The 16,078-nt window shown below is 75.5% G+C and carries 2 protein-coding genes; both read left to right on the forward strand.

Annotated elements, in window-relative coordinates:
• Positions 1 to 51: 51 nt before the first annotated feature.
• Positions 52 to 10,248: a type I polyketide synthase gene (locus ACN6LD_RS34005; RefSeq protein ID WP_445045171.1), complete on the forward strand. Its 10,197-nt coding sequence runs from the start codon at positions 52 to 54 to the stop codon at positions 10,246 to 10,248.
• Positions 10,249 to 10,285: 37 nt separating this feature from the next.
• A partial coding sequence (locus ACN6LD_RS34010) for a type I polyketide synthase (RefSeq protein WP_445045172.1) occupies positions 10,286 to 16,078 on the forward strand: 5,793 nt, incomplete at its 3' end.

Here is a 16,078-nt window from a genome sequence, read left to right on the forward strand (position 1 = left end):
TCCGCACGCACCCGACGCCCCGGCCCCGCCCGGTTCAAGGAAGTGACTTTCGTGGCTGACGACGACAAGTACGTTGAATACCTCAAGCGGGTCACGGGTGAACTCCGCCAGACCCGCCGCAGGCTGCGCGAGGTCGAGGACCGCAGCCGGGAGCCGATCGCCGTCGTCGCGATGAGCTGCCGCTTCCCCGGCGACGTCCGTTCGCCCGAGGACCTGTGGCGGCTCGTCGACGAGGGCCGGGACGCCATCGGCCCACTGCCGGAGGACCGGGGCTGGGACATCGCGGACCGTTACGACCCGGACCCCGACCGGCCCGGCACGTTCTCCACCCGCGAGGGCGGCTTCCTGCGCGACGCCGCCTCCTTCGACGCCGCCTTCTTCGGGATGAGCCCGCGCGAGGCCCTCGCCACCGACCCGCAGCAGCGGATCCTGCTGGAGGCGTCCTGGGAGCTGCTGGAGCGCGCCGGGATCCGGCCGCGGACCCTGCGCGGCAGCTCCACCGGCGTGTTCGTGGGCGCCGCGACCTCCGGTTACGGTCAGGGCCCGGTCGAGGTGCCCGAGGACGTGCACGGACTGATGCTCGCCGGGAACGCCACCTCGGTCGCCTCCGGCCGTATCTCCTACGTCCTGGGCCTGGAAGGGCCGGCCGTCACCGTCGACACCGCCTGCTCGTCCTCCCTGGTCGCCCTGCACTGGGCGGTGCAGGCCCTGCGGGCGGGCGAGTGCGACCTCGCCATGGCCGGCGGCGTCGCCGTGATGGCCACCCCAGGCCTGCTGTTCGAGTTCAGCAGGCAGCGCGGCCTCGCCCCCGACGGACGCTGCAAGGCCTTCGCCGACGCCGCGGACGGCACCGGCTGGTCCGAGGGCGTGGGCCTGCTGCTGGTGGAACGCCTCTCCGACGCCCGCCGCAACGGACACCCGGTGCTGGCCGTGGTCCGCGGCTCCGCCGTGAACTCCGACGGCGCCTCCAACGGTCTGACCGCGCCCAACGGGCCCGCCCAGCAGCGCGTCATCGAGCAGGCCCTCGCCAACGCCGGGATCACCGCCGCGGACGTCGACGCCGTCGAGGCGCACGGCACGGGCACCACCCTCGGCGACCCCATCGAGGCCCAGGCCCTGCTCACCACCTACGGCCGTGCCAAGGACGCCGCACATCCGCTGCACCTGGGTTCGTTGAAGTCGAACCTCGGCCACACCCAGGCGGCGGCCGGCGTCGCAGGCGTCATCAAGACGGTGATGGCCCTCCGGCACGGACGGCTGCCGCGCACGCTGCACGTGGACCAGCCCTCCACGCACGTCGACTGGGATGCCGGTCACGTCCGGCTGCTCACCGAGGCCGCCGACTGGCCGCTCACCGAGGGACGTCCCCGGCGCGCCGCCGTCTCGTCCTTCGGAATCAGCGGCACCAACGCCCACGTCGTCCTGGAGGCCGCGCCCGGCGGGACCGAGCAGGCCGAGGGGAGCGAGGGGAGCGAGGACGCGGGTCCTGCCCCCGCGACCGCCGTGCGGCTGCCGCTGGCGCCCTGGCTGCTGTCCGCGCGCGGCGCTGAAGCGCTGCGCGCCCAGGCCGCCCGCCTCCTCGAACACGCCGACGCCCACCCCGCCGACGACGCGCACGTCACCGCCCGCGCACTCGCCGGTACCCGGCAGGCCTTCGAACACCGGGCCGTCGTCCTCGCCGAGGACACGGCCGGCGCCCGCGACGCCCTGCGCGCCCTCGCCGCGGGGGAGGCGCATCCGGACGTCGTGACGGGCCGCACCCTGCGCGGCGCGACCGCGTTCCTCTTCTCCGGCCAGGGCGCCCAGCGGCCCGGCATGGGCCGCGAACTGTACGGCGCGTTCCCCGCCTTCGCCCGCGCCTTCGACGAGGTCTGCGCCCATCTCGACCCCGAACTGGGCCTGAGCCTGCGCGAAGCCGTCCTCGACAGCGCCCCGGACGACGAGGCGCTGCAGGAGACCGGCCTCGCCCAGCCCGCCCTGTTCGCCGTCGAGGTCTCCCTCTACCGCCTGCTGGAATCGTGGGGCGTCACGCCCAAGTACGTTCTCGGGCACTCGCTGGGCGAACTCTGCGCCGCGCACGTCGCCGGTGTGTGGTCGCTGCCCGACGCCTGCCGGCTCGTCGCCGCCCGCGGGCGGCTGATGCAGGCGCTGCCGCGAGGGGGCGCCATGGTCTCCGTCGAGGCCGCCGAGGACGAGGTCACCGCGCTGCTCGCCGCACACGGCGACGCCGTGTCGGTCGCCGCCGTCAACGGCCCGCGCGCCGTCGTGATCTCCGGTGACGAGACCGCCGTCGAAGCCGTCGCGTCCGCACTCGCGGCCCGCGGCCGCACCACCCGCAGGCTGCGGGTCTCGCACGCCTTCCACTCGGCACGCATGGACGCCGTCCTGGACGACTTCCGGGCCGTCGCCGAAAGCGTCACCGCGCACACCCCGCGCCTGACCGTCGTCTCCGACCTCACCGGACGTCCGGCCACGGCCGAGGAGCTGGCGTCGGCCGACTACTGGGTGCGCCACCTGCGCCACACCGTCCGCTTCACCGACGGCGTCGACTGGCTCGCCACCCACGGTGTCACCCGCTACCTGGAGATCGGCCCCGACGCCACCCTCAGCGCGCTCGCCCGGACCGCGCTGCCCGACGACGGCGCCGACCGCCTCTGCGTGCCCGTGCTGCGCAAGGACCGGCCCGAGTCCCGCACGCTGCTCGCGGCCGTCGCCGCCGTCCACGTCCACGGCGCATCCGTCGAACTCGAGGCCCTGCTCGGCGGCGACCCGGCCGACCCGCGGGTCGACCTGCCCACCTACGCGTTCACGGGGGACCGCTACTGGCTGCGCCCCTCCCTCGACGCCGGCGACGTCACCGGCGCCGGGCTCGTCGGCGCCGGCCACCCGCTGCTCGGAGCCGTCGTCCGCGTCGCCGACGACGACCGGGTCCTGCTCACCGGTCGGCTGTCCACCCGCGCCCAGCCCTGGCTCGCCGACCACACCGTGTCCGGCACGGTCCTGCTTCCGGGCGCCGCGTTCGTCGAACTCGTGCTGCGCGCCGGCGACGAGGTCGGCTGCGCTCTCCTGGACGACCTCACGCTCGAAGCCCCGCTGGTGCTCCCGGACGCCTCCGGCATCCAGCTGCAGATCGCCGTCGGCGCCCCCGACGCGGACGGCCGCAGACCGGTCGCCGTGCACTCCCGGGCCGACGCCGACGACGACGGCCCCTGGACCCGGCACGCCACCGCCGTTCTCGCACCGGCGCCCGCCGCGCCCGAGCCCGGGGCCGAGCCCGTCGCCTGGCCTCCCGCCGACGCCCGCAGCGTTCCCCTGGACGGCTTCTACGACGCTCTCGCCGTCCAGGGCTACCAGTACGGCCCCGCCTTCCAGGGCCTGCGGGCCGCATGGCGGTCCGGCGACGTCTGGTACGCCGAGGTGACCCTCCCGGAGGACCAGCACCGCGACGCCGCCCGCTTCGGCCTGCACCCGGCGCTTCTGGACGCGGCCCTGCACGCCCAGCTCGCCGGTGCCGACGCCGACGCCGACGCCGGTGCCGGCGACGGCGGCGGGGGCGGTGGCGGACGGCGAGGCGTGGGCCTGCCGTTCGCGTTCAGCGGCGTCACGCTGCACGCCGTCGGCGCCACCGGGCTGCGGGTCCGCCTGGAGCGCGGTCCCTCCGGCGCCGTGAGCCTGCACCTCGCCGACGGCACGGGACGCCCCGTCGCCACCGTCGGCTCCCTCGTCAGCCGCCCGGTCTCCCAGACTGCCCCGCACACCTCCCGGCCCGCCGACGGCGCCCTGTACGCGGTGCGCTGGAGCGACACCGCTCTGCCCCACGCCGCTCTGCCCGACGACGCGTTCGCCGACGGCCTGCGGCTCGCCGGCGACGATCCGGCGGGCGTGGTCCCCGCGTGGCCGGTGCTCGGCGCCGACGACGCCCCCTCGGCCGTGATCCTGCCGTGCGTCTCCGCTCCCGACGAGACCCCGGCCGACATCGCCGGCCGCGTCCTGACCGGCCTGCAGACACTGCTGGCCGATCCGCGCACCGACAGCGCACCCCTCGTCATCGTCACACGCGGCGCCGTCGGCGCGGTCGGCGCGGTCGACGGCGAGGACGTCACCGACCTGTCCGCAGCCGCCGTCTGGGGCCTGGTCCGCTCGGCCCAGACAGAGAACCCGGGACGCGTCGTCCTCGCCGACGTCGACGACACCGCAGCCTCCCGAGCGGCCCTCGCGGCCGCCGTCAGCGCAGGGGCGACCCAGTTCGCCCTGCGCGACGGCACGCTGCTCACCCCCGCGCTGACCCGAGTCCCCGCAGCCGACCGGGCGCCCGTCTGGGACGCCGAGGGCACGGTCCTCGTCACCGGCGGCACCGGCGCGCTCGGCGCGCTGGTCGCCCGCCACCTGGTCGTAGCTCACGGCGTGCGCTCCCTGGTGCTGACCTCCCGCAGGGGCGCCGAAGCCCCCGGCGCCCGCGAGCTGACCGACGAACTCACCGCCCACGGCGCCGTCGTACGCGTCGAGGCGTGCGACGCCGCCGACCCGGGAGCCGTGGCCGACCTCCTCGGCACGCTGCCCGCACAGCGGCCGCTGCGCGCCGTGGTGCACACCGCCGGCGTCCTCGACGACGGCGTGTTCGGCTCGCTCACCCCCGACCGGCTCGCCGCCGTGCTGCGGGCGAAGGCGGACGCCGCGCTCACCCTGCACGACGCGACCCGGGACGCCGACCTCACCGCCTTCGTCCTGTTCTCCTCGGCCTCCGGCCTGCTGGGCGGCGCCGGACAGGCCAACTACGCCGCCGCCAACACCGTCCTGGACGCGCTGGCCCACCACCGCCGCGCCACCGGTCTGCCCGCCACCTCGCTGGCCTGGACGCTGTGGGACCACGACAGCGGCATGACCGGCGGGCTCGGCGAGGACGGCCGACGCCGCATCGCGGCCTCCGGACTGCCCGCCCTGGACCCGGACCGGGCCCTCAGCCTGCTCGACGAGGCTCTCGCCGCCGGCGAGCCGCTGCTCGCGCCGCTGCGCACCGACCCCGCCGCGCTGCGCTCCGCCGCCTCGTCCGGACGGCTGCCCGCCCTCCTGCACGGCCTCGTCCCGGCGGCCCCGGCCCGGCGGACCGCCCGCGCCGCGGACGCGGACACCTCCGCACTGAGCCGCCTCCTGTCCGGCCTGTCCGCGCCCGAACAGGAGCGCCACCTGCTCGAGCTGGTCCGCCGCCACGCCGCCGTGGCCCTCGGCCACGGCTCGGCCGGCGCCGTCGACGGCGAACAGTCCTTCAAGGACCTCGGCTTCGACTCCCTCAGCTCCGTCGACCTGCGCAACCGCCTCAACGCCGAGACCGGACTACGGCTGCCGGCCACACTCGTCTTCGACCACCCCCGCCCCACCGCGCTCGCCCGTCACCTCGTACGCGAACTCGCGGGCGTCACAGAGGAGTTCGCCACCACCAGGGCCGCGGCCGAAGAGGACGACCCGGTCGTCGTCGTCGCCATGGCCTGCCAGTACCCCGGCGGCGTCACCTCCCCCGAGGACCTGTGGCGTTTCGTCTCCGAAGGCGGCGACGCCATCGGCGCGTTCCCCACCGACCGTGGCTGGGACCTGGACCGCCTGCCCGGCCTGGAGGCCGGATTCCTCTACGGCGCCACGCACTTCGACGCCTCCCTCTTCGGCATCGCACCCCGCGAGGCGCTCGCCATGGACCCCCAGCAGCGGCTGCTGCTGGAGACGTCCTGGGAGGTCTTCGAACGCGCCGGGATCGATCCGCTCTCGCTGCGCGGCAGCGGCACCGGCGTCTACGTCGGCGCGATGGGCTCCGGCTACGCCTCCGGCCTGGCCGACATCCCCGAAGGCATGGAGGGCTACATCGGACTCGGCGTGTCCGGCAGCGTCATCTCCGGCCGGGTCGCCTACACCTTCGGCCTGGAGGGGCCGACCATGACGGTCGACACCGCCTGCTCGTCCGCACTGGTCGCCCTGCACCTCGCCGCCCACGCCCTGCGCCAGGGCGAGTGCTCGATGGCCCTGGCCGGCGGGGTCACGGTCATGGCCACCCCCGGCACCTACACCGAGTTCACGGCCCAGAACGGGCTGGCGGCCGACGGCCGTTGCAAGGCCTTCGCCGCCGGCGCCGACGGCACCAGCTTCTCCGAGGGCGTCGGCATGCTCCTGCTGGAACGCCTCTCCGACGCCCGCCGCGAAGGCCACCCCGTCCTCGCCGTGATCCGCGGTTCCGCCACCAACCAGGACGGCGCCTCCAACGGCCTGACCGCCCCCAACGGCCCCTCCCAGGAACGCGTCATCCGACAGGCGCTGGCCTCGGCCGGGCTCGCCCCGTCCGACGTCGACGCCGTCGAGGCGCACGGCACCGGAACCACCCTCGGCGACCCCATCGAGGCCCAGGCGCTGTTCGCCGCCTACGGCCGCGAACGGGACGCGGAGCCCCTGCTGCTGGGATCGGCGAAGTCCAACTTCGGTCACACCCAGGCCGCCGCGGGCGCCGCGGGCGTCATCAAGATGGTCATGGCCATGCGCCACGGGGAGCTGCCGCGCACCCTGCACGTCGACGAGCCCTCCCCGCACATCGACTGGTCCAGCGGCACCATCGAACTGCTCACCGAGGCCCGTCCCTGGCCGGCCCGCCGCGACCGGCCGCGCCGCGCGGGCGTGTCCTCCTTCGGGATCAGCGGCAGCAACGCCCACGTCGTCCTGGAGGAGCCGCCCGCAGCCCAGCCCGCCGCCGAACGGGCGGCGCCCGCCGCCGTGCCCCGGGTACACCCGCTCTCCGGGCACACCCCGGACGCGCTGCGTGCCCAGGCCGCCCGGTTGCACACCCACCTGCTGCGCCACGAGGACGACCCCCGCGACCTCGCCCGCACCCTCGCCGTCGCCCGCCATCCGCACGCCCACCGCGCCGCTGTCGTCGCCGCGGACCGCGCGGAACTCCTGGCCGGGCTCGCCGCAGTCGCCGCAGGCGAGCCGGACGCCCGTACCGCCACCGGCACCGCCGGCGGCGCACGGCTCGCCCTCCTGTTCAGCGGACAGGGCGCCCAGCGTCCCGGCATGGGCCGCGACCTGTACGACGCACACCCCGTCTACGCGCGCGCCTTCGACGAGGTGTGCGCCGGACTCGACGTTCACCTCGACGGACCGCCGCTGCGCGACGTCGTCTTCGCCGCCCCGGGCAGCGCCGAGGCCGCCCTGCTGGACCGCACCGCCTACACGCAGGCCGCCCTCTTCGCGTACGGCGCCGCGGCCCACGCCCTCGTCCGCTCCTGGGGCGTGCTGCCCGACGTGCTCGCCGGGCACTCCATCGGCGAACTGACCGCGGCCCACGTCAGCGGAGTCCTCGACCTGGCCGACGCCTGCGCCCTGGTCGCGGCCCGGGGCCGGCTCATGCAGAGCCTGCCCGAGGGCGGCGCCATGGCCGCCCTGGAGGCGACCGAGGACGAGGTCCGGCCGTTGCTGGAGGACCGGGCCGACCGCGTCGCCGTCGCCGCCGTCAACGGACCGGTCTCCCTGGTCGTCTCCGGCCACGCCGAGGACGTGGCGGCGATCGCCGCCGAGTTCAGGGCCCGCGGCCGCAAGACCCGGCGCCTGCGGGTCAGCCACGCCTTCCACTCGCCGCTGATGGACGCCATGCTCGACGAGTTCCGCGCCGTCGCCGCCCGCGTCCGCTTCCACCACCCCACCGTCCCCGTCGTGTCCAACGTGACCGGCGACCTCGCGGCCGGCGACGACCTGACCACCCCCGACTACTGGGTGCGCCACGTCCGCCGCGCCGTCCGCTTCGGCGACACCGTCCGCACCCTGGAGGCGAACGGCGTCACCCTCACACTCGAACTCGGCCCCGACGCCACCCTCACCACCCTGGTCCAGGACGGTCTCAGCGCCTCCGCGGAGATGACCGCCGTACCCCTGGTGCGCCGCGACACGCCCGAGGGTCGCTCCGCGCTGCTCGCCGCCGCCACGCTGCACGTACACGGGCTCGGCGACGTGCCGGCGCCGTCGGCCGACGCCGCGGCCCGGCCCGTGCCCCTGCCGACGTACGCCTTCCAGCGCGAGCGCTTCTGGCTGGAGGCGTCCGCGCCGGCCCCCGCCGCGGCCGGCCAGGAGGCCGCGTTCTGGAAACTCGTCGAGGCGACGGACGCCTCGGCCCTCGCCGAGCGCCTCGCGGTCGACACCGACGCCCCGCTCAGCGCCGTCCTGCCCGCCCTCGCCGCCTGGCGCGGCGAGGACCGCAGGCAGGCGGAGATCCAGGCCTGGGAGCACCGTGTCGTGTGGCGGCCCACCACGGAGAACGCGGCCACACCGGGCGGCGCCTGGGTCCTCGCCGTACCCGACCGGCTCCACGGCGGAGCCTGGGCGACCTCCGTCGCGGACGCGCTCACCGCGCACGGCGCCCACGTCCGCGTCCTGCCCGTCGACTGCGCCACCGCCGACCGCACGGCCGTGGCCACCGCCCTGAGCGCCCTGCGCCAGGACGGTGACGGGCCCTGGACGGGCGTGCTGTCGCTGCTCGCCGCCGACACCGCCGCGCTGCCCGGACTCGACGCCGTCCCGGCCGGTCTCGCCGCGACCGCCGCCCTCGTCCAGGCCCTCGCCGACGGGGCCGCGGGCACCGACGCGGTGCGCCTGTGGGCGCTCACCGCGGGCGCCGCCGGCGTCCTCGGGACGGAGGCGCCCGTCGTCCCCGAACAGGCCGCCGTGTGGGGTCTGGGCCGCACCGCCGCCCTCGAACACCCACAGCTCTGGGGTGGTCTGGTGGACCTGCCCGCAGGCACCGACACCGCCGTCGCGAGCGACGTGGCCCGACGCCTGGCCGCAGCGCTCGCCGACCGGGCGGGCGAGGACCAGATCGCCGTACGGCCCGCCGGCACGTTCGTGCGCCGCCTCGAGCGCGTCCCGGCCGGCGCGCCGGTGGCCGCCGCACCCGACTGGTCCGGCACCGTACTGCTCACCGGGGCCACCGGGGCGCTCGGTCTGCGCACAGCCGTCTGGCTCGCCGCGCAGGGCGCCGACCGCATCGTGGCCGTCAGCCGGTCCGGCCCGGGTTCCGACGGCGCCTCCCGCCTCAAGGACGCGCTCGCCGACTCCGGCACCGAACTGGTCCTGGCCGCCTGCGACACCGCCGACCGCGCAGCGCTCGCCGCGCTGCTCGCCGAGCACCCCGTCGACGCCGTCGTGCACACCGCGGGCGTGCTCGACGACCGGCTGCTCGACGGCCTGGACGCCGCAGCCCTGGACCGCGTCCTTCGGCCCAAGCTGGCTGCCGCGCGCCATCTCGACGAACTGACGCGCGGGCGCGAACTCACCGCGTTCGTCCTGTACTCGTCGATCTCCGGCACCCTCGGCACCATCGGCCAGGCCAACTACGCGGCGGCCAACGCCTGTCTGGACGCCCTGGCCGAACAGCGCAGAGCCGCCGGGCTGCCCGCAACCTCTGTGGCGTGGGGGCCGTGGGCGGGCGGCGGCATGGCCACCGCGGACGCCGACAGCGAGAACCGCATGCGGCGCGGCGGCATCGAACCGCTCGACCCCGAGCGGGCGGTCGACGCCCTCGGCCGCGCCGTCGCACGCACCGACGCCGTCCTCGCCGTCGCCGACATCGACTGGGCGCGCTTCGCGCCCGGCTTCACCACCTCCCGGCCGAGCCCCCTGCTGGCCGGAATCCCCGAGGTCGGTGACCTGCACGCCCGCCTCCCGCAGAGCGCCACGGGCGCCCCGCAGGCCCTGCGTGAACGGCTCACCGGACAGTCCCCGGCCGAACGCGAACGCACCCTGACCGGCTTGGTGCGGACCGAGGCCGCCGCCGTCCTCGGCCACACCGACACCGACCGGGTCGGCGCCGCCACGGCGTTCAACGCCCTCGGCTTCGACTCGTTGATGGCGGTCGAGCTGCGCAACCGGATCGGCGCCGCCACCGGCCTCGCCCTGCCCGCCACCCTGCTGTTCGACCAGCCGAGCGCCACCGCGCTCGCCGGGTACCTGCGCGGCCGGCTCTCGGACGACGCCGAAGGCTCCGAAACCGTCCTCGCGGGCCTTGACTCCCTGGAGGCCGCCCTGGCCGCCCTGGCCAAGGACGACGCCCGGCGCGACCGCATCGGCGCCCGGCTGCAGTCGCTCCTCACAGGATTCACCGGCTTCACCGGCGGCCCCGCCGCCGTCCCCGCCACCGGCGGTGACGACGTCAGCGACCGGATCCAGTCCGCCGGCGCGGACGAGATCTTCGACTTCATCGAGAACGACCTCGGCATCTCCTGACGGCGCGGCCAAGGGACCTGAGAACGGGTGACAACACATGAGCGATGAGGAAAAACTCCTCGGCTACCTGAAGAAGGTCACGGCCGACCTCCACCAGACGCGACAGCGCCTGGCCGCGGCCGAGGCCCACCGCAACGACCCCGTCGCGATCGTCGCGATGGGCTGCAGGTTCCCGGGCGGGGTCGGCGACCCCGACGATCTGTGGCGGCTGCTCGACAAGGGCGGCGACGCCATGTCCGAGTGGCCCCACGACCGGGGCTGGGACGTCGACGCCCTGTACGACCCGACACCGGGCACGCCCGGCCGCAGCTACACCCGCACCGGCGGATTCATCGACCGTGTCGGCGACTTCGACGCCGGGTTCTTCGGCATCTCGCCGCGCGAGGCCGTCGGCACCGACCCGCAGCAGCGAATCCTGCTGGAGATCTGCTGGGAGGCGCTGGAACGCGCCGGGATCGACCCGCTCGCCCTGCGCGGCAGCCGCACCGGCGTGTTCTCCGGCACCAACCTGCAGGACTACACCACCCTGCTCAGTCTGTCCGACAACGCCGGCGACGACGGAGTGGGCAACGCGCCCAGCGTGCTGTCAGGCCGGATCTCCTACACCCTCGGCCTCGAAGGCCCCGCGGTCTCCGTCGACACCGCCTGCTCCTCCTCCCTCGTCACCCTCCACCTGGCGGCGCAGGCGTTGCGCGCCGGAGAGTGCGACCTGGCGCTGGCCGGCGGCGTCACCGTCATGTCGACGCCCACGATCTTCCTCGAGTTCAGCCGCCAGCGCGGCCTGTCGCCGGACGGCCGCTGCCGCGCCTTCGCCGACACCGCCGACGGCACCGCCTGGGGCGAGGGCGCGGGAGTCCTCGTCGTCGAACGGCTCTCGGACGCCCGTCGCCTCGGACATCCCGTCCTCGCCGTCCTGCGCGGCTCCGCCGTCAACCAGGACGGCGCGTCGAACGGTCTGACCGCTCCCAACGGCCCCTCCCAGGAACGCGTCATCTGGCAGGCGCTCACCAACGCGAGGCTCGCACCCGCCGACGTGGACGCCGTCGAGGCGCACGGCACCGGCACCACCCTCGGCGACCCCATCGAGGCCCAGGCCCTGCTCGCCACCTACGGACAGGACCGGCCCGCGGACCGGCCGCTGCTGCTCGGCTCGGTGAAGTCGAACATCGGCCACACACAGGCCGCGGCAGGTGTCGCCGGCGTCATCAAGACGGTCCTCGCGCTGCGCGCGGGCCGGCTGCCCGCGACCCTCCACGTCGACCGGCCGAGCCGGCACGTGGACTGGACCGCCGGAAACGTCGAACTGCTCACCGAAGCCCGCGGCTGGCCCGCCGTCGGCGACCGCCCGCGCCGCGCGGGCGTGTCCTCCTTCGGCGTCAGCGGCACCAACGCCCACGTCATCCTGGAACAGGCCCCGCCGACCGAGCCGGACGACACCACCGGACCCTCGGGCGACACGCCCCGCCCGCGCGCCTTCACCGTGTCCGGCCGCACCGCGTCCGCCCTGCGCGACCAGGCCCGCCGGCTCGCCGCAAGCCTGCGCGCCGACCCGGACGGCGCCCCGCCCCTCGCCGACCTCGCCTGGTCCCTCGCGACCACCAGGTCCGCACTCGAACACCGTGCCGTCGTCGTCGCCCCCGGCACCGACGTACTCCTGCGCGGCCTGAGCGCCCTGGCCGACGGCGCCCCCGACCCCGCCGTGGTGCGCGGCGTCGCCGACGCCGAGGGCGACCCGGTCTTCCTCTTCCCCGGCCAGGGGCCGCAGTGGGAGGGCATGGCCGCCGAACTCCACGACGCCGACGCCCGGTTCCGTGCCTTCTTCGACGAAGCCGCCGCCGCCGTGGAGGAGTTCGTCGACTTCCGCGTCCTGGACGTGCTGCGGGGGGCCGCCGGCCCCCCGCCCCTGGAGCGCCTCGACGTCGTCCAGCCCACCCTCTTCGTCGTCTGCGTCGCCCTCGCCCGGCTGTGGATGGCGTGCGGGGTCCGACCCGCCGCGGTCGCCGGACAGAGCCAGGGCGAGATCGCCGCCGCACACATCGCGGGCGTCCTCACCCTCCAGGACGCGGCCCGGATCGTCGTCGCCCGCTCCCGGGAACTCACCGCCATCACCGGCCGCGGCGGCATGGTCGCCGTACCGCTGGCGCTCGCCGAGGTCGAACGTCTCATCGCCCCCTACGACGGCCGCGTCTCCGTCGGCTCCGTCACCGGCCCGCGGTCCGTCACCGTGTCCGGGGACGCCGAACCGCTGGCCGAACTGCTGGACCGCCTCACCGAAGACGGAATCCGCGCACGCCGTGTGCCGGTGGACTACGCCTCGCACTGCGCCCAGGTGGAGGAGGTCCGCGACGCCCTCCTCGCCGGATTCGCACCGGTGCGCCCGCGCCCCGCCGACATCCCGTTCCACTCCACCGTCACCGGGAACCGGGTCGAGGACACCACCACGCTCGACGCCGCCTACTGGTACGACAACATCCGCCGCACCGTCCGCTTCGAGAGCACGGTGCGCGCTCTCGCCGAAGCCGGACAGCGCGTCTTCGTCGAGATGAGCCCGCACCCCGTGGTCACCACGGCGGTCGGCGACATCCTCGACGACCTCGGCATCACCGGCGGCGCCGTCCTCGGCACCCTGCGACGCGACGAGGGCGGGAGAGAACGCTTCCTCACTTCCGTGGCCGGACTCGCCGTCCGCGGCGGATCCGTCGACTTCGACGCCGTCCACGACGAGCCCGCGCACCGCGTCGACCTGCCCGTCTACGCCTTCCAACGCCGCCGGTACTGGCCGGGGTTCACCGCCGCCGCGCCCACCGTGACCGCCGGCGCCGCGGACGCCCCGTTCTGGCAGGCCGTCGAGTCCGGCGACCTCTCCGCCCTCGCCGAAGCGCTCAGCCTCGACGAACAGGCCACGGCCGCGCTGCTCCCCGCCCTGGCCGACTACCGGCGGCGCGGCAACGACCGTGCCACCGCCGACCGCTGGCGTTACCGCATCACCTGGCGCCCGCTGCAGGACACGCCGACGCCGACCCTCACCGGCCGCTGGATCCTCGTCGCGCCCCGCGGCCACCACGACGGTCCCGAGGCCACCCGCGTGCAGGCCGCCCTGGCCCGCGCCGGCGCCGACTGCGTGCTCGTCGTGGTCGACGAGCACGCCGACCGCCGGGCGCTCGCCGCCGTGATGGCCGAGGCGACGGCCGACGCCCGCGGTGTCCTGTCCCTGCTCGCCCTCGACGGCAGCGCGCATCCTCGGCACCCGCTGCTGCACGGTGGTTTCGCCTCCACCGTCGCCCTGGTGCAGGCCATGGACGACCTCAACGTCCGGCTGCCGGTGTGGTTCCTCACCCGCGGCGCCGTGGCCACCCGTGCCGGCGAGGCCCCCGCCTCACCGGCCCAGGCCCTCGTCTGGGGCTTCGGACGGGTCGTCGCCCTGGAACAGGCCGACTGCTGGGGCGGCCTGATCGACCTGCCCGATCAGCTCGACGCACGCACCGCCGACCGGGTCGTCGCCGTCCTCGCCGGAACCGACCACGAGGACCAGGTCGCCGTACGCGCCATCGGCACCCTGGGCCGCCGGCTGGAGCGCGCAGCCGTCGGCGGGCTCGCAGGCCGGCGCCGGTGGCGACCGGAGGGAACCGTCCTCGTGACCGGCGGCACCGGCGCCCTCGGCCGTCACGTGGCCCGCTGGCTCGCCCGCGAAGGAGCGGAGCACCTCCTCCTGGTCAGCCGCTCCGGCCCCGAGGCGGAATGCGCCGCCGGGCTGCTCGCCGAACTGACCGCCCTCGGCGCCCGCGCGGACCTCGTCGCCTGCGACGTCGCCGACCCCGCGGACCTCGCCTCCCTGCTGGCCTCCGTGCCCGAGGAGCGCCCCCTCACAGCCGTCTTCCACACCGCCGCCGTTCTCGACGACGGGGTCATCGGCTCGCTCACGTCCGAGCGCCTCGCCGAGGTCCTGCGGGTGAAGGCGGGAGGCGCTCGGAACCTCGACGCCGCGACCGCCGGCCTGGACCTTTCCGCCTTCGTGCTGTTCTCCTCCTCTTCGGGTGTCTTCGGCAGCCCCGGACACGGCAACTACGCCCCCGGCAACGCCTTCCTGGACGCCCTCGCCGAGGACCGCCGCTCGCGCGGTCTGCCGGCCACGGCGATCGCGTGGAGCGGCTGGGCCGAGGGAGGGATGGCCTCCGGCACGGTCGGCGAGCGGCTCCAGCGCCACGGCGTCCGCCTCATGGACCCCGCCGTCGCCGTCACGGCCCTGCAAGACGCCCTGGACCAGGACGACACCGCGCTCGTGGTCACCGACATCGACTGGGAGGTCTTCGGTGCGGAGCTCGGCAAGGGCCGCCCGCGCCGTCTCTACGCCGACCTTCCGGATCTGGGACAGCTGCGCGCGCAGCGCGCCGCCGCCCCGGCCGTATCCGGCGGCGACGACAACGACGTGATGGCCACGATCGCCGCCCTCGGGGAGGCCGACCGCCGGCATGCCCTGCTCGAGCTGGTGCGCGGACACATCGCCTACGTCCTCAACCATCCGAGCCCCGACGACGTCGAGCCGGCCCGGGCGTTCCGGGAACTCGGCTTCGACTCCCTCACCGCCGTCGAGCTGCGCAACACCCTGGGCGAGGCGACCGGCATGCGGCTGCCCGCCACCCTCGTGTACGACTACCCCACGCCCGCGGCCCTTGCCGAGTACCTCGGCGAGCAGCTCGCCCCGGCGGGCGCCTCCGCCTCCGCGGCCGCCGTCACCCGCCGGGACACGGCCGAGGACCCGGTCGTGATCGTCGGCATGGCCTGCCGCTTCCCCGGCGGGGCGGACACCCCGGAACGGTTCTGGCAACTGCTGGCCGACGGGACCGACGTGATGGGCCCCTTCCCGGAGGACCGGGACTGGGACCTGGCCGGGCTCTACCATCCCGAACCCGGCACGGCGGGCCGTACCGCCACACTCACCGGCGGATTCCTGGACGGGTTCGCCGACTTCGATCCCGGCGTCTTCGCCATCTCGCCCCGCGAGGCTCTGGCCATGGACCCGCAACAGAGGCTGCTGCTCGAGACCGCCTGGGAGACGTTCGAGCGGGCGGGGATCGATCCGCGGTCGCTGCGCGGCAGCCGGACCGGGGTGTTCGCCGGCACGAACTACCAGGACTACACCTCCCGTCCGATAGCGCCCGGCGACGACGTCGGCGCCCACCTGGGCACGGGCAACTCCGCGAGCGTCCTGTCGGGCCGCGTCTCCTACACCTTCGGGCTGGAAGGGCCGGCGGTCACCGTCGACACCGCCTGCTCGTCGTCGCTGGTGGCCCTGCATCTGGCGGCACAGGCGCTGCGCTCGGGGGAGTGCGACCTGGCGCTGGCCGGCGGCGTCACCGTGATGTCGACGCCCGGTCTGTTCGTGGACTTCAGTCGTCAGCAGGGGTTGGCGGTGGACGGTCGGTGCAAGGCGTTCGCGGAGGCGGCGGACGGGACGGGGTTCTCGGAGGGGGGTGGTCTGTTGTTGGTGGAGCGGTTGTCGGATGCGCGTCGGCTGGGGCATCCGGTGTTGGCGGTGGTGCGGGGTTCGGCGGTGAATCAGGACGGTGCGTCGAACGGGTTGAGTGCGCCTAACGGTCCGTCGCAGCAGCGGGTGATCCGGGCTGCGTTGGCGGATGCGGGTGTGTCCGGGGTGGATGTGGACGTGGTGGAGGCGCACGGTACGGGGACGCGGTTGGGTGATCCGATCGAGGCGCAGGCGTTGTTGGCGACTTATGGTCAGGGTCGTTCGGTGGATCGGCCGTTGTGGTTGGGGTCGGTGAAGTCGAATGTGGGTCATACGCAGGCGGGGGCCGGTGTGGCGGGTGTGATG

Source organism: Streptomyces sp. SAS_272 (genome assembly GCF_052543235.1).